The organism is Chamaesiphon sp. (assembly GCF_041738855.1).
Taxonomy (GTDB): Bacteria; Cyanobacteriota; Cyanobacteriia; order Cyanobacteriales; family Chamaesiphonaceae; genus Chamaesiphon.
In genome coordinates, this window is sequence record NZ_JBGSPA010000089.1 from 1 (window position 1) to 23,682 (window position 23,682).

20 protein-coding genes are annotated in these 23,682 nt (G+C 48.7%); 6 read left to right on the forward strand and 14 right to left on the reverse strand.

Annotation, left to right across the window (positions count from 1 at the left end):
• The first annotated feature begins 154 nt into the window (after positions 1–154).
• Positions 155–508: a nitrile hydratase accessory protein gene (locus ACEW9I_RS08675; RefSeq protein WP_373539950.1), complete on the forward strand. Its 354-nt coding sequence runs from the start codon at positions 155–157 to the stop codon at positions 506–508.
• On the opposite strand, the gene ACEW9I_RS08680 is transcribed toward ACEW9I_RS08675, so the two are convergent.
• Both ACEW9I_RS08680 and ACEW9I_RS08685 read right to left on the reverse strand, forming a co-directional pair.
• Positions 505–1,044: a hypothetical protein gene (locus ACEW9I_RS08680; protein ID WP_373539951.1), complete on the reverse strand. Its 540-nt coding sequence runs from the start codon at positions 1,042–1,044 to the stop codon at positions 505–507. The two genes, ACEW9I_RS08675 and ACEW9I_RS08680, sit on opposite strands and share 4 nt — an antisense overlap.
• Before the next feature lie 58 nt (positions 1,045–1,102).
• Positions 1,103–1,465 carry a hypothetical protein gene (locus ACEW9I_RS08685; RefSeq protein WP_373539952.1) on the reverse strand — a complete coding sequence of 121 codons (363 nt, stop codon included), beginning with the start codon at positions 1,463–1,465 and terminating at the stop codon, positions 1,103–1,105.
• 19 nt (positions 1,466–1,484) lie between these two features.
• On the opposite strand from ACEW9I_RS08685, the gene ACEW9I_RS08690 reads away from it, so the two are divergent.
• Positions 1,485–1,745 (forward strand): pentapeptide repeat-containing protein, encoded by a 261-nt coding sequence (locus tag ACEW9I_RS08690; RefSeq protein WP_373539969.1) that lies wholly within the window; start codon positions 1,485–1,487, stop codon positions 1,743–1,745.
• 1 nt (position 1,746) lies between these two features.
• Here the strand turns inward: ACEW9I_RS08690 and ACEW9I_RS08695 are convergent, their stop codons facing one another.
• From ACEW9I_RS08695 to ACEW9I_RS08730, 8 genes are all read right to left on the reverse strand, one after another.
• The gene (locus ACEW9I_RS08695) at positions 1,747–2,904 is read right to left on the reverse strand and encodes an ABC transporter ATP-binding protein (RefSeq protein WP_373539953.1); all 1,158 of its coding nucleotides are present in this window, start codon (positions 2,902–2,904) and stop codon (positions 1,747–1,749) included.
• A gap of 78 nt (positions 2,905–2,982) precedes the next feature.
• The gene (locus ACEW9I_RS08700; RefSeq protein WP_373539954.1) at positions 2,983–3,285 is read right to left on the reverse strand and encodes a hypothetical protein; all 303 of its coding nucleotides are present in this window, start codon (positions 3,283–3,285) and stop codon (positions 2,983–2,985) included.
• A gap of 44 nt (positions 3,286–3,329) precedes the next feature.
• Complete coding sequence (locus ACEW9I_RS08705; protein WP_373539955.1) at positions 3,330–6,758, reverse strand: response regulator; 3,429 nt, start codon at positions 6,756–6,758, stop codon at positions 3,330–3,332.
• Between the two features lie 150 nt (positions 6,759–6,908).
• Positions 6,909–10,229: a methyl-accepting chemotaxis protein gene (locus tag ACEW9I_RS08710; protein WP_373539956.1), complete on the reverse strand. Its 3,321-nt coding sequence runs from the start codon at positions 10,227–10,229 to the stop codon at positions 6,909–6,911.
• A 218-nt stretch (positions 10,230–10,447) separates the two neighbouring features.
• Positions 10,448–10,954 (reverse strand): chemotaxis protein CheW, encoded by a 507-nt coding sequence (locus ACEW9I_RS08715; protein WP_373539957.1) that lies wholly within the window; start codon positions 10,952–10,954, stop codon positions 10,448–10,450.
• Positions 10,951–11,106: a hypothetical protein gene (locus ACEW9I_RS08720; protein WP_373539958.1), complete on the reverse strand. Its 156-nt coding sequence runs from the start codon at positions 11,104–11,106 to the stop codon at positions 10,951–10,953. Before ACEW9I_RS08720 ends, ACEW9I_RS08715 begins: the two co-directional genes overlap by 4 nt.
• A 28-nt stretch (positions 11,107–11,134) precedes the next feature.
• Entirely contained in the window at positions 11,135–11,497 is a 363-nt protein-coding gene (locus ACEW9I_RS08725) for a response regulator transcription factor (RefSeq protein ID WP_373539959.1), read from the reverse strand.
• Positions 11,498–11,629: 132 nt separating this feature from the next.
• Positions 11,630–12,895: a response regulator gene (locus tag ACEW9I_RS08730; RefSeq protein ID WP_373539960.1), complete on the reverse strand. Its 1,266-nt coding sequence runs from the start codon at positions 12,893–12,895 to the stop codon at positions 11,630–11,632.
• 363 nt (positions 12,896–13,258) lie between these two features.
• Here ACEW9I_RS08730 and ACEW9I_RS08735 point away from each other — a divergent pair, with 363 nt between their 5' ends.
• Both ACEW9I_RS08735 and ACEW9I_RS08740 read left to right on the forward strand, forming a co-directional pair.
• The gene (locus ACEW9I_RS08735) at positions 13,259–13,810 is read left to right on the forward strand and encodes a chemotaxis protein CheW (protein ID WP_373539961.1); all 552 of its coding nucleotides are present in this window, start codon (positions 13,259–13,261) and stop codon (positions 13,808–13,810) included.
• A 276-nt stretch (positions 13,811–14,086) separates the two neighbouring features.
• Entirely contained in the window at positions 14,087–15,496 is a 1,410-nt protein-coding gene (locus ACEW9I_RS08740) for a caspase domain-containing protein (RefSeq protein ID WP_373539962.1), read from the forward strand.
• A gap of 51 nt (positions 15,497–15,547) precedes the next feature.
• Here the strand turns inward: ACEW9I_RS08740 and ilvA are convergent, their stop codons facing one another.
• From ilvA to ACEW9I_RS08760, 4 genes are all read right to left on the reverse strand, one after another.
• The gene (gene ilvA / locus ACEW9I_RS08745) at positions 15,548–17,065 is read right to left on the reverse strand and encodes a threonine ammonia-lyase, biosynthetic (RefSeq protein WP_373539963.1); all 1,518 of its coding nucleotides are present in this window, start codon (positions 17,063–17,065) and stop codon (positions 15,548–15,550) included.
• 210 nt (positions 17,066–17,275) lie between these two features.
• On the reverse strand, positions 17,276–17,998 hold the full coding sequence (locus tag ACEW9I_RS08750; RefSeq protein ID WP_373539964.1) for a Tic22 family protein: 723 nt from the start codon (positions 17,996–17,998) through the stop codon (positions 17,276–17,278).
• 104 nt (positions 17,999–18,102) lie between these two features.
• Positions 18,103–18,258, reverse strand: coding sequence for a hypothetical protein (locus ACEW9I_RS08755; protein ID WP_373539965.1), 156 nt, complete (start codon positions 18,256–18,258; stop codon positions 18,103–18,105).
• A 32-nt stretch (positions 18,259–18,290) separates the two neighbouring features.
• Positions 18,291–19,676, reverse strand: a complete 1,386-nt coding sequence (locus ACEW9I_RS08760; RefSeq protein ID WP_373539966.1) for a hypothetical protein — start codon at positions 19,674–19,676, stop codon at positions 18,291–18,293.
• A 216-nt stretch (positions 19,677–19,892) separates the two neighbouring features.
• On the opposite strand from ACEW9I_RS08760, the gene ACEW9I_RS08765 reads away from it, so the two are divergent.
• Together ACEW9I_RS08765 and ACEW9I_RS08770 are read left to right on the forward strand one after the other, a co-directional pair.
• Positions 19,893–23,333: an alpha-mannosidase gene (locus ACEW9I_RS08765; RefSeq protein WP_373539967.1), complete on the forward strand. Its 3,441-nt coding sequence runs from the start codon at positions 19,893–19,895 to the stop codon at positions 23,331–23,333.
• A 50-nt stretch (positions 23,334–23,383) separates the two neighbouring features.
• Positions 23,384–23,578 (forward strand): type II toxin-antitoxin system Phd/YefM family antitoxin, encoded by a 195-nt coding sequence (locus ACEW9I_RS08770; protein ID WP_373539968.1) that lies wholly within the window; start codon positions 23,384–23,386, stop codon positions 23,576–23,578.
• Positions 23,579–23,682 lie beyond the last annotated feature (104 nt).

The following is a 23,682-nucleotide window of genomic DNA, read 5'->3' on the forward strand; positions in this document are numbered from 1 at the left end:
GTCAACTTGTCGGTACATGAGTATTAACACCTTGGACTAGGCTTTAGACCGATCTTAGCTAATTTTCTGGGACTTCGCTCTTCCCGTTATCGATTGAATTCGTCTCCCTTCGCGGGTTCTAGTCTTCTTCAGCAAGCCCTACATAAGGAAAACAATGCAAACTCAATTCGAGCATTTCGCCGCCACCAGTATGTTGGGATCTAAAGAGTCCCCACCGCGCTGTGACGGCGATCTATTTTTTGAGGATTCCTGGGAAGGTCGGGCGTTTGGGATGGCGATCGCGCTAGCCAAGCAGGGACACTATGAATGGGAAGACTTTCGACAACAGTTGATTACATCGATCGGTGAGTGGGAATCCGCACATGCTCTAAACGATCCGAGCTGGGATTATTATCAGCGGTGGCTCTTGGCTTTGGAGCGGTTGATGGTAGAAACCAATTTGATCGATCCAGTTGAATTGGAGCTAGAGCTGGCTAAAGAGGCGCAGGAGGCGATCGGTGTCGATTAAAGTTGACTAAAAGTCTTTCGGTGCTTGGTTTTGGATGGGTTAGGAATTGTCTTAACCCATTCTTGTGATGGCGGGGGTACTGCGATCGGTGGCTTTTGGTCTGCCTTGTAGTAACCTGCTCTAGTTAGCTGTAATTCCTGATAATAGGTGGCAAAATCACTGGCGTGCGGCAAAAGTTTATCGATCGATTGCTGCTGTTTTAGTCCTTCTTTCCACACACTTTTTTCGACTGTACCAACAGCCAGATAGTCATTTCCGACCACTTCAGGAGCTTGCTGAATAAACAATGCAGTCAGATAATACTCGATTTCATGTTTATGGGCGACGAGGAGATCGCAATCTCGACAGTAACGACAAGTATAGTTGAGCGCAATTAAGTGATGGGGATTGACATGAATCAAGATCGGTATTTTGCGTTGTCCAGTCTTGCAATCGCACAAAGGACAACGGGAGACTCGTTCCTCTGGGTAAGGATTGACCATGAAACTGTATTTGGGCGGCAATCCACCCAGGTGTCGTTGTTTGACTTTTGCCATTTGATTTCATCTTTCTGTGATTTAGCTTTCTATTTTAGTCTGGATCTGGCAGGAGATTTCAATCTTGCAAAACTACCCGCAACATCCGATCTTCAATCTGGTCCCATAACTCTGGCAATCTCATAACAGCAGAGCGTTTGCACTCTATTAACAGCAAATTTGTATAAAGATAATTCTCCAGTGAATTAATCTCCTCTTTAGATAAACTCACCATTTCCAGAGTCAGATAAAAAGTCTTCAACCATGTTTCGATCGGTTTTTGAGTAAAGGCTCGATATACATTCATTGATTGTTTATTGTCAGGGATTTCAGTTTCGAGGTTTTCCGAGTGAGCGATCGCACTTTGGAAATCCAGTCCTTTGTAAACTTTAAACTCTATCGACAATGAAGCGATCTTGATTCGAGCGAATTTAACTAACATCAATGGAGCGCAAGCATCGTTGAGAAAGGCAGATTTACGATTGGCAAATCTGCGGGGAGCCAATCTGAGTCAAGTCAACCTCATTGGTGCAGATTTGCGATATGCAGATCTGACAGGAGTCAATCTTACCGATGCAAATTTGAGCCGCGCTAATCTCACTGGGGCTAATTTGTCACAAGCAAATCTGAGTGGTGCGAAACTTACTGGGGCAATTTTTGAGCATATAGAGATCGATGTAGATCTGAGTCAAGTCAATCGGCACTACACAATCCCGAACTAATTCAATCCCGAACGAACGATCGATCTGGAGCTAATCTGCTCCCCGTGCTGGGATCGAAGATGAACATCGACTGAGGGTCTAATCGAACGGCTAATTGTGTGCCGATGCTTGGGACGGGTGAATTGGCTAGTTGGGTCGAACTGTCGGCGGGAGTAGTTAATAGAGCCAGCGATATCGATGTGCCATCGACTTGAGCTTTGAGGAGTGTTTCACGACCGAGTGGTTCGAGGCTGCGGACGGTAACTAGTAAGGTGTCTGGCTGTGAATTTGGGACGATCGTCAGATGCTCGGGACGAATGCCGAGATTTAAACCTTGTCCATCTCGCAGTTGTAATTTGGTGGCTAATTCTGAAGGGCAGGAGATTTTGCTCTCCCCGATATTCCAGATCCGATTGTGATAGATTGCGGGGATGATATTCATCGGTGGGTTACCGATAAAAGTTGCCACCATTTGATTGGTAGGTCGATCGTAAATTTCTGACGGCGTACCGATTTGTTGGATGTAGCCGCGATCGAGTACGACAATCCGATCGGCGAGTGTCATCGCTTCGACATAATCATGGGTGACATAGATCGTCGTAATCCCAACTTGTTGATGGAGTTGCCGTAGTTCGGTACGGGTGTTGTCGCGCAGTCCTGGATCGAGATTGGAGAGCGGTTCATCGAGTAAGAATACTTGCGGCGAACGGGCGATCGCGCGACCGAGTGCTACTCGTTGTTGCTGTCCACCGGAGAGTTGCTTGGGCTTGCGATCGAGTAACGAGTCGATTTGCAGAGATTTGGCGACATCTTTGACTCGTTGTTGAATCAGATCTCGATCTACACCACGCATTTGCATCCCAAATCCTAAATTCTCAGCAACTGTCATGTGCGGATAAAGAGCATAGTTTTGGAATACCATGGCGACATCTCGTTGTCTGGCGGGGATCCGATCGACCAAGCGATCGCCAATGTAGATATTCCCGCTGGTTGCGGTTTCTAGTCCAGCAATCACTCTAAGTAGGGTGGACTTGCCACATCCCGATGGCCCAACTAGCACCCAAAATTCACCGTCAGGAATCTCGAAGGAGATATCATCGATCCCTACAAATCGCTGTTGTTGCCCAGCGGCTGCGTCGGAGAATTTACGGCTGATTTGTTCGAGTTTGACACTAGACATACGCGATCGAGCTGCACCAATATTGTTAATATTCTAACGTTAGTTCGGGAGAACGCTCATAGCTAAATGCCACTTTAACTATAGCAGTCGTACGCCACAGCTATTACAGCGGGTCGGAAATGGGTTCTGGCTGTTCGAGTAAGGACTACGACCACAGGCGGGACAGTTCCCCAGTGAGAGCATCACAATCATCGTCCCAATTGTGATGACTAGCGTGGGAATTTGCAGCACCCACAAGGGAAAGGAGACAGATCCTTGCAATCCTGGTGATACCATCAATACTACGACGCTGAACCCAGCAACACAGCCCAAGCTGCAAAAAAGAATTCGATCGCGATAGAACCTGGTCACAATTGCTTGAGGTGTTAATCGCTTACTCATCAGGTTGGAAAATTGTAATTTAACATTGGACTAAAACCTCAAGCCTAAAACCTAATCAACTTGGTCAAACTTACCAGTAATTCTTGTTCCTTGAAGGGTTTGGAGAAGTAGCCACTGGCGCCGAGATTCATGGCAATTTTACGATGCTTATCGCCGCTGCGGGAGGTGAGCATGAGGACGGGGATGTTTTTGAACTGAGCGAGACCTTTGACGGTGGCAAGGAACCCGTAGCCGTCCATCCGAGGCATTTCGACATCACAGACAACAGCTTGAGGATGGAGACCAGCTTGAAGTTTGTCGATCGCTTCTTGACCATCTTTGGCTTGCTCGACTAGATATCCGGCTTTTTCGAGGGTGAGAGCGACGAAGCGACGGACATTGATCGAGTCATCGACGACGAGCACGCGGGGGCGTTGGGCGGGAGCTGGTAGCGGTGGCGATTGGGTGGGGGATTCCGTGAGGAGTTTTAAAGTGTTACCGATCGCCGTGGTGGCGGTAGCGAAATCGCCATCGATCCACCGGATGAGGGCGATCGCATCGACGAGCGGGACGATCCGACCGTCGCCCAGGATCGTGCAGCCAGTAAAGCCAGGAGGCATGTGGATCTTGCCTTGAGGTTGCCTGATGGTGACTTCTTGTTCGCCCCAGAATTTATCGATCTCGACGGCGACGAGATCTTGTCCTTGGTCGATCATCAGCACAGTAGGACAGTTGATGGTAGGGAGTGCAGCGGTGGTAACAGCAGAACTCAGCGGCGGAAAATTGAGATACTGTGCGGGTTGGATCAGTCGGACGGTGAAGTTTTCCCATTGGAGCATCTTTTGTCCGGCGGTACTAATGACTTGCTCGGGGTTGAGGAGGATGATTTCTTCAACGATGTTGCTGGGGATGGCTAGCCACAAGCCATTGACTTCGACGAGGAGGACGCGGACGACGGAGAGGGTAAAGGGGACGGTAATCGTAAATGTACTGCCTTTGCCGAGTTTGGTTTCAACAAAGATGTCCCCACGTAAGGAACGGATATTGGTACGGACGACATCCATCCCGACACCACGCCCAGAGAGATCGGTAACTTTGTCGGCGGTACTAAAGCCTGGTTCAAAGATGAGATCGATCAGTTCGCTATCTTTGAAATTGGCGATCTCGCGATCGTCGATGCCCATTTTTTTGACTTTGGCGCGGATTTTGTCGAGATCGATCCCGCCACCATCATCTTTGATGGTGATGACGGTTTGGTTACCACGATAAGTCGCACTGATTTCGATCGAGCCTGTATCGGATTTGCCACTGGCGCGGCGGACGGCACTTGGTTCGATCCCATGATCGAAGGCATTGCGGACAAGGTGCATCAAGGGATCGTTGAGAGCTTCAAGGATGCTCCGTTCGATGAGGGTGGTACCGCCTTTGAGGCGAAGGTCGATCGGTTTGGAATGTTCGATCGATAGGTTGCGGATCGCTCTGGGAAAGCGATTGAACAGTTCGGAGATCGGACGCATCCGCACTTGCGTCAAGCCTGTTTGCAGTTGTTTGGCGGTGCGATTGAGGTCGCGGTTGGTACGTTCGGTATCGTTGAGTTGGAGATCGAGATCGGTGGCTAGTTCTTCGATCTGGACGACATTATCCATCACTTCTTGAGAGAGGAGGTGCAATTCGCTATAGCGATCGAATTCCAGGATATCTAATTCGTTGGTAAAATCGCTAGCTAAACTAATATTGCGCTGAGTCAAAGTTGCCTCGGGATCGAGTGATTTGCTAGCGGTGGTGTCATAAGCGGCGCGGAGATTGAAGTTGGACTGTTCTAGTTGCTTGACTTTGACTTGGAGATTGGCGACTAGCTGGCGCAGTCCTTGTAAGTTGAGATTTAAGCCATTGCGATCGATCGTCAGTTCGCCAAACAGATCCCCAATCTCTACGAGTTGTTTGGTGGCGACGCGGATGGTTTGCTCGACGGGAGCTGTAGCATTGGCAGGCTGTCCGCTGGCGGCGACTAGATCGTCGATGACTTCTGGTGCTGCATCCAAGGCGGTGAGGAGATCTGCGGCTTCTTGAGCCAGAGCCTCGGCTGGCGACTTGGGCGTGACTCTAAATACTGCGGAAGATACATCCTCTGAGCTTGCCGGATTTGATAGGAAGCCAGACAACGCCGATAATAACTCTGGCACATCGGTATCGAATGACAGATCGCCACTGAGATCGAGTCGCTCGAAAGCATCGACGATTTCTTGTTCGGGTGCGGGGACGACGGTAGTTTGGACGTGAAACGAGTCGGAAAATTGTTCGCTGGTGCTAAATTCATCAAGATCGTTACTGTTCGAGCTAAACGATTCCCCAAAGGGGATGCTACGCGAACGAGTTGATTCGGCGGTGGGAGTCAGTGAGATCTGGTTGAGGATATCAGAATCTTGCTCATTGGTGGCGAATTCGTCTAGTTCGTCACTATTGGTGATGGTCGAAAAAGCTGGCGGGATAAAAGCATCGATCGTGGCGAATGGATCGGTTAGAGTCTGGAAGTCATTCGCGCTGGTATATCCAAACAAGACTGCGGATTCAGAACTGCTGTCTTCACCACCAAGATCGGAAATAGTAATCGGTCGATCCATGGTGAAATCATGGAGCGCGATCGTCTGTTCGCCGCTCGCGCCCAGATCGAGATCGGCCCATTCTGGGACTGTTTCGGCTTCGTCGATCGCGACAATCCCCGATCCTGGCAACTCGATCTCGCTGGGGAGATTGCTAGTTTGACCGATCAGCACCATTGCTTGAGTGCGTCGCCAAGCGGCTAGAGCCAGAGCGGCGATCGATCTCAGTTGATGAGGTTGTGAGGTGAGGTGGGTCAGCACAGACTGACACAAGCGTCCCAATGCTGGCAATTCGACCATTTCTGCCAAACCACCCAATTCCTCCGCGCTGATGAGCAACTCGTCATACAAGCTACTCGAATTGTCGCTATTGACAGATACTTCTAGTTGTGTTAGAGAACGCTCCACTTCTGACTCAAATAAGAACGTCAGAATATCCTCCCCCGACTCCGACGCCAGCATATTGGCTTCATCTTCAGGATTGAACTCTCCCAAGCGATCGCGCAACTGAGCAAAGATCGGATTGACTTGCGTCTCCAACCAAGCATCATCGGCATCTCTACCTTGACGATTGAGCGTGACAATCTGCCGTAACTTATCGATCGTCCCGAGCAATAGCTGCTCGATCTGACCATCGGGCGGAGCCGATTTGCCATACTGAAGGATCTTGAAATAATCCTCCAAATGGTGACCCAACCCCGCCAGGGTGGTATATCCCATCATGCCTGCACCACCCTTGATCGAGTGAGCAGCGCGGAGGAGTGCGTCTAACTGCTTGCCTGTCACTGCACCAGTACCCAGTCCCAGCAGTCCCGATTCGATCGTATCTAAATAATCGGTCGCTTCATCCAGAAACTGGAGTTTGACTTGTTGTTCTTGATCTGAAGTAATCATCGGGTTAGGGATTAGGCTTTAGGTCTTAGGCTTTAGGCTGGAGGAAGGCTTTAGGCGTTAGGTGTTAGGCTTTAGGTTGTAATTAGAATTCGGATTTTGGGACGCTTGCGTCCTCCTGAACCCTAAAGCCTAAAGCCTAAAGCCTAACACCTAGTTGAGATCGGCATTAACCTTAAACTTACCAACCGAAGCTTGGAGTGCTTGGGCGACGGTGACGGTTTGTTGGAGTGAGGTCGATACTTGCTTGGAGGAGTCGGAAGTTTGCTCGGAGATCAGCGCGACTGCTGCCATATCGACCTTTACGGCTTGGGAGGTGGCTACTTGATCGATCGTCGCGGTCGAGATCGATTGCAAGAAGGTATCCATTTGATTGGACAGGGCGATAATCTGTTTCAAACTGGTTTTGGTTTGCTCGACCGATTGGGTACCTTCGACTACTTGGGTGGTGCTAAGTTCCATCGCTTGGGCGACCGCACTGGTTTCGCGTTGAATGATTTCGACGATTTTTTCGATTTCTTTGGTCGCTGCAGCTGATTGCGCGGCTAGTTCTCCGACTTCTTCGGCAACTACCGCGAAACCGCGTCCTTCTTCACCCGCCCGAGCGGCTTCGATACTGGCGTTGATCGCGAGGAGGTTGGTTTGGAGAGCGATTTGGTCGATCAGTCCAGTGACTTTGGAAATCTGTTGTGAGGATTCACCCAAGCGTTTGACTTTCTTGGCAGTTTCGGAGAGGGTTTCGCGCAGTTGCAAGATACTTTGGACTGTCCGCTCCATCGCTTGACCGCCAACTTCGGCGGTAGCAGCGGCAGATGTCGCTACAGTTGCCGCTTGACGGGCATCCGCTGCCACTGATTGGATCGAGGTGGTCACTTGTTCGATTTTTGCCAAAGTCTGCTGGATTTGGTCGGCTTGCTTGGTCGCAGCAGTAGTCAGCAGTCGTACTTCCGATTCATTTTCACCAACTGAGCCATTAACTTGGCTCGCGGCTGTTTTTACAGTACTAACGATGTCGCGGAGACTTTCGATAATGGCGTTAAAGAAGTCACCGACGATCGCGATTTCCCCTTCGCTGATTTCCGATCGCACTGTCAAGTCACCATCGGAAGCTCCTTCGATTTCGGTCAGCAACCGGAGTAATTCTTTTTGGCGACTTTCGTTTTCTTTCCGAGCTGTTTCAGCGCGTTGGCGAGACTGTTCGGCTTCATATTGGCTCCGCTCGGTCGCTGCATAGCCACCTAGACACGCGGCGATCGGTAGGGCAAACTCAGTCAGGTACTCAGTTTCCCACTCTTCCCACTCGTGGATACTGGTACAGTGATGCGCGACGAGTAGTCCGAGCAGGTTATTACCTTGGAGGATCGGTACGACGAGATTGGATTTGATTTGCAGTCTCGTCAGCAATTGCTGGTGGTTGGGGTGATAATTACTCGCCATCACATCAACGGTGGCGATCGTGCGACCTTGGCTGTATGATTCCAGCAATGCCTGTGGGATGCACGCATCTTCAATCCGATCGTCCAGAGCTTTGACAAATCCTGGTAATACTGCTTCCCCAACGATCTGACCGCCATAGCTGGGGAAAAAACGATAGACTACCAACCTGTCAGCAGCCAGCTTTTCGCGTCCTTCTTCGAGAATATAAACTAGTGGTGTCGTCATTTCCTGAGTGGATTGAGCGCGCGAGATCGTCGCGAGCAACTGTTCGCGGACGGCTTTGTCGCGCTGTCTAGCGGCGTCGAGTTGACCGCGCTCGGAGATGACAAAGCCACTCAAACACACACCGATCTGTTCGGCAAATTTGGTCAGATAGATGCTCTCCCACTCTTGCCAAGCGTGAGTCTGTTGACAGTGGTGAGCGACTAGTAGCCCCAATAAGTTACCATTTTGGACGATCGGCACTACCAAATTTGCCTTGATGTTGAGGCGGACTAATAGCCGTTTGTGATCGGGATGGTAGTTGCTCTCGGCGACATTATCATTGGCGATGACGCGTCCTTGAGCGTAGGCGGCGAGTAACTCTGCGGGGATACAGGGGTCGTTGACTTGTTCGGCGATCGCACTGCTACCGCCCGCGCCAAATGATTCCCCTGCGATGTAGCCCCGATTGTCTGCCATAAACCGATAGACCACCAATCGATCGGCTTTGAGGATTTCTCTGGCTTCGACGAGGACTTGAGATAGAGGTGAAACTAAATCTGCCCCAGTCCGAGCGCGAGATATTTCGGCATATAAATCCGTGCGTCTGGTTTGTTCTGATTGGGCGAGGAGCAGTCCTTGAATTTGATTTGCCATCAAGTTGATGTTGCCACCCAGTTGCCCGATCTCATCTTCACTAGCGACTTCCAAACGATTGCTGAAGTCGCCTTGCCCGATTTTTTCGACCGCTTTGGCAGCATCCGCGATCGGCTGTGTGGCTCGCTCTGCAAAGAAGGTCGCCAAGGCAACTGTGAACAGAGCAGTCAACCCCGCTCCAGCCAAGATTGTCAATAATAGTCCGCTCAGGGTGGCATTGGCTGCCTCCTCATCGATCGAGGCTACCGCTACCCACGGCAGTTGCTGCATCCCGTCGATTTTACCAAGGGGGGCAGCACTAAGTAGTTCAGTCTTGCCCGCACCCGATCGAGCGTCTGCTCCACCTTGATGTCGATGTGATACCAAGCTCTGTGATGTCAAGGCTTGAGTCAGATCGGCGTCGGCTGCTTTGCTAGCGAACTCACCGTTAGAACTGATGAAGACCTTGTTGGTGCGTCGATCGAGAACGTAGTAGTTTTGGCTTTTACTCGCAAAAGCTCTGAGTGGGGCATCCAGGCGTTCGATCGGTGCTCTCGTCCGCATCACACCGATAAGTTGACCTGTAGTACTATCCTTAATTGGTGCGGCAAAATGTATCACCATTTTATCGCTACTTTTGGATAGTTCTGGACTGGAAATGACCGTCTTACCTGTTTTGAGCACATCTTGGAAATACTGGCGATCCAGGTGATTTCCAGATACAATCCCCTTACTTTGGGCAATGAGATTACCCTTGAGATCGAATGCGGCGATGCTATCATATACCTGATAAATATCTACATATCGCTGAAGCAGATTGTTTTTAAATTCTGTGTTACCAATTGCGGAGATTTTAGCATCATTAAAAATCGGGAGTGAGGATAGAACTTCTACATCACCATTGCGCTCGAAGATAAATCGATTGAATTTATCGGCGATCTGAACCGCTCGATCTTTTTGAGCTTGGACGGTCTGCTCTCTCAGTGCATTATTGATTTGGACGTAGCTAAGTGTACCAATTGCCATGAGTGGAGCCAAACCAAGGATTGTAGCAAGTAGCGTTACTTTGGTTTTGAGGCTAAATTTATTCCAATTGGATGTAGATCTAGACGCATTCATGGCGATTTCACCTTGCTGGGTGAATATCTCTGTCATGACATCGGTACTGTTGAATTGATTTGGTTCGTTAAACTGATTCATAAATCAAATAGTGTAGTTTAATATAAATATCTGGTGATTAGTTAGTCGCTAGTTGTCAGATTTGGAGGTGGGATTTTGGGCCACTCTACTCAATAGATTTATCGGCTGGGTAGCATGGAGTGAAACCCGACAATTCTAGAGCTAGTGGCGATCGCTTGCACTGAATGACAAACTGAGAACTACAGCTTGAGACTCAATCTAAAATTGCCGATCGAGTGTTATGGTTCGACTGCTGACGGGTTGAACACTTTGGCATTAATAATTGCTTCAGGATCGAGTACCAATACTAGTTCGCGTTCTTGCAAGATCCAGCCGTGGAGATAGGGAGTAAAAGCTGGATTGAAACTACCAATGGGTGATTCGATCTCGTCTTTGGCAAACCTCACTACGCCCTGAATCGATCGCACTGCGACAGCTAACGGCGTTTGCCCCACCTTGAGGAGGGCGATATCATAACTGTGCGTGTGGCGATCGATCGGTTCCAATCCCAGCATTTCTGGCAGATCGACGAGCCATAGTAGCGTACTCCGACGGTTGAATAAGCCGATGACAGGCGAGGGAAGATTGGGAATTACTGACACTCGCCCCGCTGGGAGGACGATCGCTTCCTGGGTTTGGAGCATCGGCACCACCGCACAAGTTTGGCTGTCAAGTTGAAATCTCAAAAACATCTCACCAGTAGTTCTGGTCGATCGTTTGGTTGATTGTGTGGTGGTGACACTCATAATGAGAATGGTGGATGGTGGATGGTGAATGGTGGATGGTGAATAAAGTTTAAGGATTGAGCTAAGTCTTGATGTTCGTGCGGCTGTGCCGTACTGGAGACGATCGCTCTTTGAATTGAGAAATAAAGATCGGGAACTTCATCCCTTGGCATAAAATTTTACAATTCACCATTCACCAATTTAATTAGAGACAGATTTCACAGCATTGATGATGTCCTCTTGGGAATAAGGTTTGGTGACATAGACATCGACACCTTGTTTCTTACCCCACAATTTATCGAGGTCTTGACCGCGAGATGTACAAGCAATCACGGGAATTTTTTCAGTATCGGGATTTTTTTTCAGTGTCCGACAAAACTCAAACCCGTTCATCCCTTCCATCACTACATCAGTGATCACGATATCCGGCTTTTCTTTGGTAACCAGACTTAGCCCATCTTTAGCATTGTCAGCAGAGACAACTTGATAACCATTATCTTTGAGATAAAGAGTCATCAACTGCATCTCAGAAGGCGTGTCCTCAACCACTAAAATCTTGACCATTTGCTCAACTTTCCCGTGTATATACTGTTAGAGTGAATTAATTGTTTATTTAACTAAAAACTGCTGACGACCTGATTTCAACAATATGGTAAGGTTCTAATTCCCACGTTTACCAACATTGCGAACGAATATTTAATGATGATCTGACATCAGATGTCTAGACACCATTTCAATTAATCCTGCTTGGGTAAAAGGTTTGGTCATATAATCAGTCGAGCCAGCCATCTTGGCTTTAGCGCGATCGATGATGCCAGTATTGCCAGTTACCATCACGATTGGCGTCTTTTTGAAGGCTGGATGTTTCCGCAACATCGAACAGAGCTTGTAGCCATCGATCGTCGGCATTCCCACATCCAGTAAGATGATGTCAGGATTGATCCGAATGATCTTCATCAATGCTGTCCCCGAATCGACGATCGGAAACACCTTGAAGCTATTCCCATCCAAAAAGCGGTTGATTTCGCGTAAAATAGTCGGACTATCATCAACACAAGCAATCTTATAAGTAGCTTGTTCGATTAATTCGCCAGTTGAAGGGCCGAGCGCGCCTGTTTTTTCGGCAACAGCCGCCAGTGTCGCCGATACCGATTGCTCTTGTTCATTAAAGCGATTGCTATCTGTACCAGCATATAGTCGGTGCATCCGATCGAATGGTGGCTGGGGCGGACGCAAGCCGACAATCCGATTATTGATCAACCGATGCAGGTTGTTGGCGACTGTCAACTCATCTTGCTTGAGTAGCAACGATAACTGCCGAAAGCTAAACCCAATCAAGATTTTGCTCAACTTGGCCTTGACATCTGGCGTGAGCAGTGGATGCTCGACATCGATCAGATATGGACGTTGATACGGTGACTGGATCGCTGGTTGCAGTGCCTGCCAAGCCTGGAGTTCGGTCTGACATTCCTTGGTCACAAACAAAAAATTGCCACTCCACCAAATCGGAAACGATGTCTCCCGCGCGAAGAGTTCGCTAGTACCTGAAGTTAGCAACAGATATGACTGAAGTACTTCTTTGGTGATGCTTTTGACCAATGCCCCCGCAGTCTGCTCAGTGATGTGCCCCTGAGCGATCGACCACTGAATTGCTTGATAGTCTAGGCTGGGATAACTCGCCTCCAAATTAGCCTCTTTGAGCTGTTCCCGCAAATCGGTATAGACTTGGTTGGGGAGGATAACTGGGCTAATCCGGCGCAAATGTTGCTCTAGTCGCTCGATCGGTTCGAGGGAGTGATTGGCATAAAATAGTTTACCTTCATAAAAGTACAGTAACCAGATAATGTCATTGGCAACAACTCGCAGACAACCTTTAGCTTGGGAAGTAGCTAACTGTTCTAATAACTTGATGGGGTTGATTGTTCTTTCGGTATCAGCAACGCTGCTAGAACCCTGATTCATGGCTCAAACTCATAGCTTAGTGGACTCGATTGATAAAGGTGCAGGAATTTTAGAAATAGTGGTAGATTGACGCGATCGGCATGGCACGGTTTGGATATGTCTTCTTTATCTTTCCCCACTTGGATCGCAAAAGTCACATTTTTGTGCAGGAAGCCGCTTTTTCTCCAGTGGCGATCGTTTCCCTTTACCCTTTTCCCCCTACATCACCGATCCACGCTGTAAAGATACCCCAGAAATCAACAATCCACCATTCACCATTCACCCACTACCCTAAATATCTAATTCAACACAGGTATGGTAGTAGTTAGTAACTTCCCGATCCAAAAGTGGCACTCTAGATAGTAGTATCCGACCTTTGTACCCATGGCTATTTATTCTCCACTGAGATCGCGCCGATTGGCGGCGCAGAAGACCGAAGCAACCCAACGTCTGATTACCTTCAAGCTGTGGGATGAGACTTTCGCGCTCCCATTGACTAGCGTTCAGAAAGTGACGACACTCAATCGCGTCTACGGCGATCCCCATGCTACGGGGATTGGTTTGACTACTTATCAGGGTCGAGAGCTAGTCGTTATCGATGTGGGACATCGGATCTTTGGCAAGACACCATCAGGATTAGCAGCTAGCCAGAGCCACAACGGCGAGCCGAGCGTCAGACGTGGGAGTCAGCCTGTTGGATCTAGACGTAGTGACGAGCAGACTAAATATTTATTGATTCTTCAGCCTGCACCAGATCGGTTGGTGGGATTACCGATCGATTCGCCGCCAAGTATTCAATCGATCCAACTTTCGGCATTTCAACCTTTGCCGGAGATCTATCGCCAACATAGCAATATTCACTGTGTCAGTTCTTTATCGATCGATCTTCCCGATCGACCAGCGATCTTCTTACTGGATGTTGACTTGCTAGCATAGACGCATAACCGATCGGTTGTGGCTGCTATCATGGCAATCGATCGCCGCAGACCGCAAAATTTGGCAACACTCGTCGCTGGGTAAAATGCTATTATGAGCTTAAATCCAGCTCGATCGTGGCTACCTACTGGAATATCAGCCTAAGTTAATGCGTACAGTAGTTGGTAGTTAAGATCGGACAGCAATTTTAAGGTTCTAGATACCTCATCTGTTGAAGAACATCAAATATTTAATTTAAGTGCGAAACAGTTTAGTCTATTCATCATCGAACCTTAAATGGCAAACCAAGCTTGTATTTCGATCGGTATCAATCAATATCAGTTCTTGACGCCACTGAGCTATGGAATGGCAGATGCTACTGCGATGGAGCAGTTTTTTATCGATGCTGCTGGCTGGGAGCCAGCACAATGCTTGCTCTTGACCGATACATCTCCTCAGTCGGACACTAAATCCACCTACCCCAACCGCGAAAATATCAACCGCTGGCTCAAACAATGGTCTTGGGACAAACTCCATCATGGCGATTTGTTATGGTTCTTTTTTAGTGGTTGTGGCGTCAGTTTTGGGAATGAAGATTATCTGATCCCGATCGATGGGAAGACTGACGATCTCGCCAATACTTGTATCTCAATCCGCCAACTCTATCAACAATTCCGCGATATTGGTGTCAACGCGCTAGTGTTTCTCGATGCCAACCACTCTCAGCACCTCTCACTTGGAGGCGGCATTGGGACAATTACTGCCAAACTCGCTCAGGAGTATCAGATTCCGACTTTTCTCTCCTGTCAGAGTCAGGAATTTTCCCATGAAGATTCCGGTTTGGGGCATGGATTATTTACCACAGCTCTCCTAGAAGCTCTCAACTATCACCCCGATCTCAACCTGGAGACGATCGATATATATCTGACCAGCCGCCTAGTAGAATTGAGCGAACACCACTGGAAGCCACTCCAAACACCAATGGCAATCATTCCTACTGGTGTCTCTACCTATCGTCCAGTTTTCTCGACCACTACCCAATCATCGATCTCATCAGCAAGCATCCCCGAAGTAGTATATACACCACCGACGCCAGTACCTTTCGGTCGAGATGATAATTATGCTACTTATATCCCACCGAGTCCCAATATCGCGATCGCCACTCCAGAACCGATCGGGACAGGGGCGATCGTCAGAAAGCTACAGCCGACACCCAGCACCAGAGAAGTGCCTCATTGGGCAAAAATTAGCTTGCTGTTGACGCTGATGGTGGCAGCAGGTGGTGGCATTTATGTTTTCAAATCCCAGCACACTCGCACCCAGCAGCAACTCGTCAAACCCGCAAGTAGTGTGAATACTCCAGTTGCGACCACCTCATCACCAGTCCCCGCCACAGGGTCAACTAATACTGCTCCAGCGCAAATTCCCGACTTAGCACAAGCAAGGCTATTTGTCAAGTCAGGTGATGCAACTTCTCGTTATCAAGCAATCCTCGCCGCGCGCAAGATTCCCGTCACTTCAGCCACCGCCACAGAAGTCAAACAAGCGATTGAGGTGTGGTCGCAAGAGATCGACACGATCGCTCAAGGCTATGCCCAGAAGCAATACTGGCAACTGGCGATCGATACTGCCAAGATGGTGCCTCAAGACGCACCCAACTATGCTGCCGTTCAAGCCTTGATGTCTGAGTGGCGCAGTAAATTGTAAATGCTAGATCCCCGACTGCTCCGAGCAGTCGGGGATCTGATATCGGAGCCTCTAACTCAAGAACAACTGATAAGCTGGATTGGCGCGCTCATCCCAATAGCGATATGGAGTGCGATCGAGAAATCGATCCCAAGCGACCATCTCCGTGGGCGGCACCTCGATCCCGATCAGAATCCGCCCATAATCAGCACCGTGATTGCGATAGTGAAACAGACTAATATTCCAATCGGGGTTCATACTATTGAGAAATTTAGTGAGTGCGCCAGTCCGTTCGGGAAACTCAAATCGGTAGAGGAGTTCGTCTTGAGCCACAGGCGAACGTCCGCCGACGAGATGTCGGAGATGGAGTTTTGCCATCTCATCATCGGTGAGATCGATCGTTTTAAACCCCTCTGCCACTAGTTTCGCGATAATCATCGCGGTGTCTGCCCGATTTTGGACTTGGATGCCGACAAAAATATGTGCTTGAGTCGTATTTGCCATCCGATAGTTGAATTCGGTCAGATTGTGCGTACCCAAGCAGGTACAAAAGCGACGAAAACTGCCTCGTTCTTCTGGAATCGTCACCGCCAAAATTGCCTCGCGATGTTCGCCTAGTTCCGCTCGTTCGGCAACAAATCGCAGCCTGTCGAAGTTCATATTCGCGCCGCAAGCTACAGCCACTAGCGTTTCGCCCTCAATTCCTTCGCGATCGATATAAGCTTTGGCACCAGCGATCGCCAGCGCGCCAGCAGGCTCTAAGATCGATCGCGTATCCTCAAAGACATCTTTGATCGCCGCACAGATATCATCGGTATCGACAAGGATTACCTCGTCCACATACATCTGACACAACCGGAAGGTTTCTACGCCGACTTCCTTCACCGCCACCCCATCCGCAAACAACCCCACGCGATCGAGTTTCACCCGCTTTCCCGCTGCGAGACTGCGACTCATCGCATCGGCATCGACTGGCTCCACCCCGATGATTTTCGTCTCAGGATAGAGCCGCTTGACGTACGCTGCAATCCCCGCGATCAACCCACCGCCGCCGATTGCCACAAAGATCGCATGAATCGGTTGTTGGTATTGCCGCAAGATCTCCATCCCGATCGTTCCTTGTCCCGCGATCGTATCGGGATCGTCAAAAGGATGAATAAAAGTCAACCCCCGCACTTCCCCGAGCTGACAGGCGTAAGTATAGGCATCATCGTAAGTCTCACCCTGTAAGATCACTTCTGCGCCGCTAGCCGCCACCGCATCTACCTTCATTTGGGGCGTCGTCACAGGCATGACGATCGTCGCAGTTGTCCCCAGCCGCTGGGCACCCAAGGCGACCCCTTGAGCGTGATTTCCGGCCGAAGCCGCAATCACCCCGCGTGCCAATAATTCCGGCTTGAGTTTTGCCATCTTGTTATAGGCACCCCGTAGCTTGAAGGAGAAGACAGGCTGCATATCCTCACGTTTGAGCAAAATCTGATTTTTCAACCGTTGTGAGAGGATGGAGGCGCGATCGAGTGGCGATTCGATCGCGACATCATAGACGGTAGCTGTCAGGATTTTTTGGAGGTAGTCGGGATAGTCGGACATGACACAAGTCGGGATGGGTGTAGATCTAGTCTACGCTGGTTATCCTCGATTCTCCAGATCGACTCTCAACTCTCAACTGTCAACTTTTTAACGACGCGCAGGGGTTTAAATCCCCCACCTTGAGGTGGATTGTTTGCAGGGTGGGGCTTAAATCACCACCCTACAAACTTCGCTGTCAACTGTCAACTGTCAACTGTCAACTGTCAACTGTTAACGAATATCCATATTGGCATTAAATTCAAAATTGTTAATAATGGGGTCGTTCTTGGTCGTCATATATTCAAACAGAGAGTTGATATCGATGACGCGAATGTTGACCTTGCTTGCTAGATTGGGATATGTTTTGGCTACCATCGCTCTGAGGGTTGGTTCGCTCAAGAACAGTGGTACTATTTCTCGACGATCGCGTCGGAACATCAAGTATTCCTCTTGCCCAGATGGGACTTTGATCATCGCGATAAATACGGGGACATTGTTGAATTGAGTGAGTTTTTGACCACTCCGATTGAGGATACTGATTGCCGAACTAGCTTGTTGGGCTGTCGGTACCAAAACATAACTAAGTTGCTGGGGCTTATTTTTATTTTCTTGTTGACGGCGATAGATCTCGCCCAAACTAACTGGTGTAACTTTGACTACCTTAGTGAGATCTGGCTGTCGAGTTTTGAGGTTTTTGTCGATGAAATTTTGGGCATCTTGACTACTTAGGAATACTCCAGTGGAAGTCTGGGGCGGTTTTCCTGGCGTATTGGTCTGAGCTTCAACTAGCGTACCGCTCTCATCGGTAATTACATAAACTGGTACATTCTGTAACTTGTCAATTACTAGGGCTTCGGGGATTGCTTGGACGGGAGCAGTTGCGATCGAGATCCCACCAAAGATGGTGGCACCTAATAAACCGATCGCGGATAAACAACGGTAAGATAACTTCATTTAGAATTTATAATTGCAACTCAGGTAGATCACAACGACTGATGAACATTAGATTACCAGATCGATCGACTTTTGGAACCGATGAATCCCTAAATTGACGATCGCTAGATTGGCGCATACATATTATCATCCCCTCCCGCTCGGTGGGAATAGTCGGCTGTTGATGCGATCGCGCAAAGCTGGACTCGATTGACATTGGCACCACAGATAAAGCATAAACTACTCGATCGCCCAGGTGCGGCTCTGATGAATTTTGACAACCAGCTCGAATTAGCTACAGTTTTCGATTAATTCAACTGCGTGCGGGATGATTGGTAATCATCTCCCAGATTTTTATCAGCCAGTTTTCGATCGCCAAGATGATGCGATCGAGCCATGCCAAGAAGTGCGATAATGGCGATCGACTATAGCCAATTAGTTCGGAATCTGTCTCGATCCAATCTGGAAAATGTTCTAGCTCTTGCTTGACTTGGTTTGAGATTTGATTAGTAGTTTGGTGACGAGTTTTTACTTTTGATTCAAGGCTAACAGGCTGGTTTTGAGTAAGTTCTGTATATCTGATTTTTTGAGGTTGTGGATCGATCGGCTCTAGTTTAAATTCTGCTGGCTGATAAATAATTTGATTATTAGTCTGCGATGGTATATGTAGATAGTCTCGATAATAATTAGACCAATTCTTGAGCCAACTTAGTTGAAATTTGCCCAACTTAGCTAAAACGGGATTAGCTGGGGTAGGATGCGATTGAGTTTCGAGGATCGGGGGGAGTTGCGGCAGCTCGATGAAGCGATCGCGTCGCGGTGGTTGGGGCGTAAAGGGGTATTTGGTGGCTGGTAATTTGAGTGTGAAGTCTGGGACTATTGTGCTAGGTTCTGGCGGAACAGTAGCAAAATTGTGCCACCATTTTTGTAGGCGATCGCGTAATGTTGGCGATCGCGAATCTCGTTCTTCAAGCTGAATTTTTTCCTGTAAAAGTAATGTTTGATTTGGTGAATCTACAGCATCGATTGCGATCCATCGATCGTCAGTTTCACCATTTAGTAATACTTGTCTGTCAGATGAGATTTGAGGCGTGGATTGATTGCCCGACATTCGATCCGCCCGCCATTGATGCCAAGCGATCGCGATATCGAGTCCGATCCGACGGCGAATTTCTTGTTGTTGGGAAATAGTGAGGAGATCTAGTAGTTCATTTTCGGTAGTTACTAATACTAATTGGCGATCGCTTAGTAATGAACTAAGCCCGCGAATGCTTGGCTTTTTCGCTCGAACTTGACTAGCTGTCCGAGCATGATAAGTAGCTTCATGACTTTGATTTGCTGTCAGCTCATGCTCTGGATTCCAGCTACTTTCATCGATGAGCGACCAATCATCGCAGGTGATGGTACTACTCGCAGCAATCTCGATCGGATATCCAGCCGCCACGACTAGATCGAGAGCCTGTTCGATGTTAATATCCGAAGCTGGATGCGGTAGTGATAATTGTCGAGGTGGTGGCGGAAGCTGGGGTGGAAAGTTTTCCATCGCCTGGGCTAGTAATTGGAGCGGATAGAGTAAAATCTGACCAGTCCAAACTACTGCTACCTTAATATGCCGCAAACCTTTGGCACAACTATCTTTCAATCGATCTGTGCTTTTGCTAATAAAGGTAAAGACTCGGCTGTGGTACTTTCCAGACATGGGGGTTTAATTAGGTTTTAGGTGTTAGGTTTTAGGCTTTAGTAATGTCCGGTAGGTGGATAAGCACCGTTTGAGTTTTAGTCCGATCTTAAAGTCTCGATCGATGTGGATCGTCTCAGCGATTGCCATGTTCGAGCAAGTTGATACAGATCCAAAGTTGGTTCTAGATTTAAAGCTACTGATATGATTTTAAATACCTAAGATTTTAGCGAAACTATGAATGATTCTGAGCAAAATTTTGGATCGGCGATCGAGCGGTTGCGGCGGTTGAGTCAGCAGGATATTCTCACTGACTGGCGGATGCTACTGGGAGCGGGATCTGTCGATACAGAGCTGGATACTTGGGAGATTGCTAGCTTGAATCAGAGGGGACAAATCGCTTGGGAGCGGCTCTCTCCGGTCGGGTTCCCCGACCATGGAAGAGAGACAAGACAGCGGGGGCGACAGGAGATCTGGTTGGCACAAAAATTGGTAATGCCGATCGATCTGCATGGTTATCCAGTTACTAGTCTATCCTGTCGGCTGGCGTTTACTTGGTGGGCAGAGGTCGCGCAGGTATTTGTCGATGGGAAATTGGTGCAGGAGGGGGATTTATTCGACCATAGTCCGCGCGTATTGTTGATGTCCGCTGTGGTACCTGGGACGGCTATAGACGTGCGGTTGCGAATGGTCAGTCCTGGGCACGATATCGGAGCTTTGATGCGTTCTCGGCTGGTTTTTGAGTCCGCAGATCCGACAGATCCCGAACCAGGGTGGTTGGCGGATGAGTTGGCGGTGATGGTGAAGCAGGTGGCGAGTTTTCAGCCAGCGCAATTGGAGGTGGTGGGGGGAATGATTGAGGCGATCGATTATGATTTGGTGAAGATCGATCGTTGTCGCTTTATCGCGCAGGTATTGGATGTTAAGCGACAAATTAGATCGATCGTTGGCGGTGGCGGAGATCTACCCACCCCACCCTTCGGGCACCCCTCCCAAGAGGGGATTTTCCACGCGAACTCCTCTGGGGAGGGGATTTTGCAGACTATTCAATTGCTTGGACACGCTCACTTGGATATGGCTTGGTTGTGGGAGGTGGCGGAGACTTGGGAGGTGGCGGAGCGGACATTTCGATCGAGTCTCAGTTTACAGCAATTATTTCCCGATCTGACTTTTTGTCATTCTACGCCTGCATTGTATGAGTGGATGGAACTCCATCAGCCGGACGTATTTACAGGTATCTGTCAGCAGGTGCAAGCGGGTAAATGGGAGATCGTGGGGGGAATGTGGATCGAACCAGATCTGAATCTGATTTCGGGAGAATCGATCGCGCGGCAAATTATCTACGGACAAGCATACAATCGATCGCGATTTGGGGCACATACCAGAGTTGCATGGCTCCCAGATACATTTGGATTTTGTTGGCAATTACCACAGTTACTCAAGCAGGGTGGGATCGATTATTTCGTCACGCAGAAGTTTCTCTGGAATGATACCAATCAATTTCCATATCAATTATTCTGGTGGGAGTCTCCCGATGGTAGTCGCGTATTTAGTTTGATGTCGTCACCGATCGGGGAAGGGATCGATCCGTTGAAGATGATAGACTATGCCTGTGCTTGGCAAACTAGTACGGGTATCAATGAATCCCTATATCTATTCGGTGTGGGCGATCATGGTGGGGGACCGACCCGTGATATGTTGGAAATTGCCGATCGCTGGTCAAAGTCGGATGTATTTCCCGCTCTCGAATTTACGACAGCGGTAAAATACCTGGACAAGTTGACAAGTAGAGCCGATAGTCAACTTTTACCAGTATGGCGAGACGAACTGTATCTCGAATTTCATCGTGGTTGTTTTACCACCCACGCCGATCAAAAGCGATCGAATCGGCAATGTGAGGACTTATTATATCAAGCCGAGCTATGGTCATCGATCGCTTGTATCGTTACCGAGCAAGATTATCCCGCCGATCTCAAATTGCAGATCGAGACAGCTTGGAAACAGACATTATTCAATCAGTTTCACGATATCATCCCTGGCACGGCGATCGAGCCTGTATATGTGACGGCAAATGAAGCCTGGGAAAATGTCGAACGCGTGACGACGCAGGTAATTAGTAATGCTTTGGGTGAGATTTGCGATCGGATTTTACTCCCTCCTCCGCCTGTCGCTGGTGCGATTGCGATCGTCATTTTTAACGCACTCAATTGGGAGCGTACTGAATTAGTCAGATACCCCCTAAATCCTTCAGATCCCCGACTTCTCTCAGAAGTCGGGGATCTAGCTGCGTGGCAAGTCTTCGACGCTGACGGAAATTTATTACCCAGCCAATCATCCGCCGAACAGATCCTATTCCTCGCCACCAACTCACCTAGCATCGGTTATCGCTTATTTTGGCTTGCTCTTACTCCCCTCCTCGGAGGGGCTGGGGGTGGGTTCACCATCTCCGCAGCACCCCAAACAGACGGAAATATTAGCTACGGCGAAGATCTGTTACCCCACCCCAGCCCTCCCCTTATCAAGGGGAGGGAGCCGGAGAAGCCCCCAAGGGGGGTTGGAGGGGTAACACCATCTGAACCGCCGCCAGTCTCCACGGAAACACTAGCTTCCAGCGATTTGATTTTTAAAAACCAATTCGTAGAAGTAGCCATAAACCCCGAAACTGGAGATATTGCCAGCATTTACGATCGCGTCAACCGCCGCCACATCCTCGCAGCTACAGGCGCGAATCACCTCGAAGCCTTCCAAGACGGCGAACAATACTGGGATGCCTGGAATATCGATCCTAAATACGCCCAAAAACTATTAGCACCCAGCCAGCTAAAATCGATCCGCTGGCTCGAAAACGGCGCAATTCGCCAGTGCGTCCGCGTCGTGCGAGCACTGGCTGGGTGTGAGTTTACGCAAGACTATATTTTAGATGCCCATAGTCCGATCGTTCAAATTAAAACCAGCGTCGATTGGCAAGCCGAACACATCCTAATTAAAGCCAACTTTCCCCTCAATCTTACTGCCGATCGATCCACCGCCGAAACTGCTTGTGGCGCGATCGATCGTCCCACAACACCACAAACCCCCGCCGAGAAAGCCAAGTGGGAATTACCTATGCACCGCTGGGTCGATCTCACTGATAATAGTTGCGAATATGGGGTGAGTATTTTAAATGATAGTAAGTATGGCTTCGATGCAGGGGCTGATTATTTGAGACTCACCTTGTTTAGAAGTTCTAAATGGCCCGATCCAACAGCCGATCGCGGTTATCATGAATTTACCTATGCAATTTATCCCCACAGTGGCACCTGGCAAACCGCACAGACAGTGCGAAAGGGATTGGAGCTGAATTCACCCTTGCAGGTATTTCAACTCAATAAAATAGCCATAGGTAACGAGCAATTGCGATCGAGTAATAGTTTCCTCGATCTCCAGGCACAGAATCTGATTTTAATGGCATTCAAGCCTTCAGAAGTTCTAGATCGATCGTGGGTATTGCGGTGTTATGAAGCTCATGGAGTTGAGGGGGAAATTGAGTTAAGTGGCGATCTGGATTTAGGGATCGATCGAGTAGTAAATATCCTCGAAGAACCACAATCCGAACCATTGGACGATACTATTAAGCCCTGGCAGATTCGGAGCTTTGGTATTTCAGATTCGATCTCAACCCGAGCGAATGACATATAGTCGAGTTAACTCGTACAATATAGTTCTACAGTTACCATAAATCAGTAGCGATGGCAGACCAAGAAATTACCTACTCTCACGCACAGGAAAATCTAGCCGAACTACTCGATCGAGTTAGTAAAGGAAAAGAGATCGTGACAATTACCAGTCGCGATCGCGGCGATGTCGCACTCATCGCCGCAGAGGAACTCTCAAGCTTGCTAGAGTCGGTATACTCACATCTTGCACTAGTATATAGGCACTAAATTTCCAGTGAAACTAACTCGAATGCCAGCCCCTGTGACAACAGAAATTCTCGCTGACGCTCGATTTCTAATAAAAGTAGACTCACAGCAGTCTGTGGCATTAA

Coding starts and splice junctions, on each gene's coding strand:
- ACEW9I_RS08685 (WP_373539952.1), bottom strand. CDS start 1,465: ATGTTAGTTAAATTCGCTCGAATCAAGATCGCTTCATTGTCGATAGAG.
- ACEW9I_RS08735 (WP_373539961.1), top strand. CDS start 13,259: ATGGCTATTTATTCTCCACTGAGATCGCGCCGATTGGCGGCGCAGAAG.
- ACEW9I_RS08705 (WP_373539955.1), bottom strand. CDS start 6,758: ATGATTACTTCAGATCAAGAACAACAAGTCAAACTCCAGTTTCTGGAT.
- ACEW9I_RS08695 (WP_373539953.1), bottom strand. CDS start 2,904: ATGTCTAGTGTCAAACTCGAACAAATCAGCCGTAAATTCTCCGACGCA.
- ilvA (WP_373539963.1), bottom strand. CDS start 17,065: ATGTCCGACTATCCCGACTACCTCCAAAAAATCCTGACAGCTACCGTC.
- ACEW9I_RS08730 (WP_373539960.1), bottom strand. CDS start 12,895: ATGAATCAGGGTTCTAGCAGCGTTGCTGATACCGAAAGAACAATCAAC.
- ACEW9I_RS08720 (WP_373539958.1), bottom strand. CDS start 11,106: ATGCCAAGGGATGAAGTTCCCGATCTTTATTTCTCAATTCAAAGAGCG.
- ACEW9I_RS08710 (WP_373539956.1), bottom strand. CDS start 10,229: ATGAATCAGTTTAACGAACCAAATCAATTCAACAGTACCGATGTCATG.
- ACEW9I_RS08715 (WP_373539957.1), bottom strand. CDS start 10,954: ATGAGTGTCACCACCACACAATCAACCAAACGATCGACCAGAACTACT.
- ACEW9I_RS08765 (WP_373539967.1), top strand. CDS start 19,893: ATGAATGATTCTGAGCAAAATTTTGGATCGGCGATCGAGCGGTTGCGG.
- ACEW9I_RS08740 (WP_373539962.1), top strand. CDS start 14,087: ATGGCAAACCAAGCTTGTATTTCGATCGGTATCAATCAATATCAGTTC.
- ACEW9I_RS08770 (WP_373539968.1), top strand. CDS start 23,384: ATGGCAGACCAAGAAATTACCTACTCTCACGCACAGGAAAATCTAGCC.
- ACEW9I_RS08760 (WP_373539966.1), bottom strand. CDS start 19,676: ATGTCTGGAAAGTACCACAGCCGAGTCTTTACCTTTATTAGCAAAAGC.
- ACEW9I_RS08675 (WP_373539950.1), top strand. CDS start 155: ATGCAAACTCAATTCGAGCATTTCGCCGCCACCAGTATGTTGGGATCT.
- ACEW9I_RS08680 (WP_373539951.1), bottom strand. CDS start 1,044: ATGGCAAAAGTCAAACAACGACACCTGGGTGGATTGCCGCCCAAATAC.
- ACEW9I_RS08725 (WP_373539959.1), bottom strand. CDS start 11,497: ATGGTCAAGATTTTAGTGGTTGAGGACACGCCTTCTGAGATGCAGTTG.
- ACEW9I_RS08700 (WP_373539954.1), bottom strand. CDS start 3,285: ATGAGTAAGCGATTAACACCTCAAGCAATTGTGACCAGGTTCTATCGC.
- ACEW9I_RS08750 (WP_373539964.1), bottom strand. CDS start 17,998: ATGAAGTTATCTTACCGTTGTTTATCCGCGATCGGTTTATTAGGTGCC.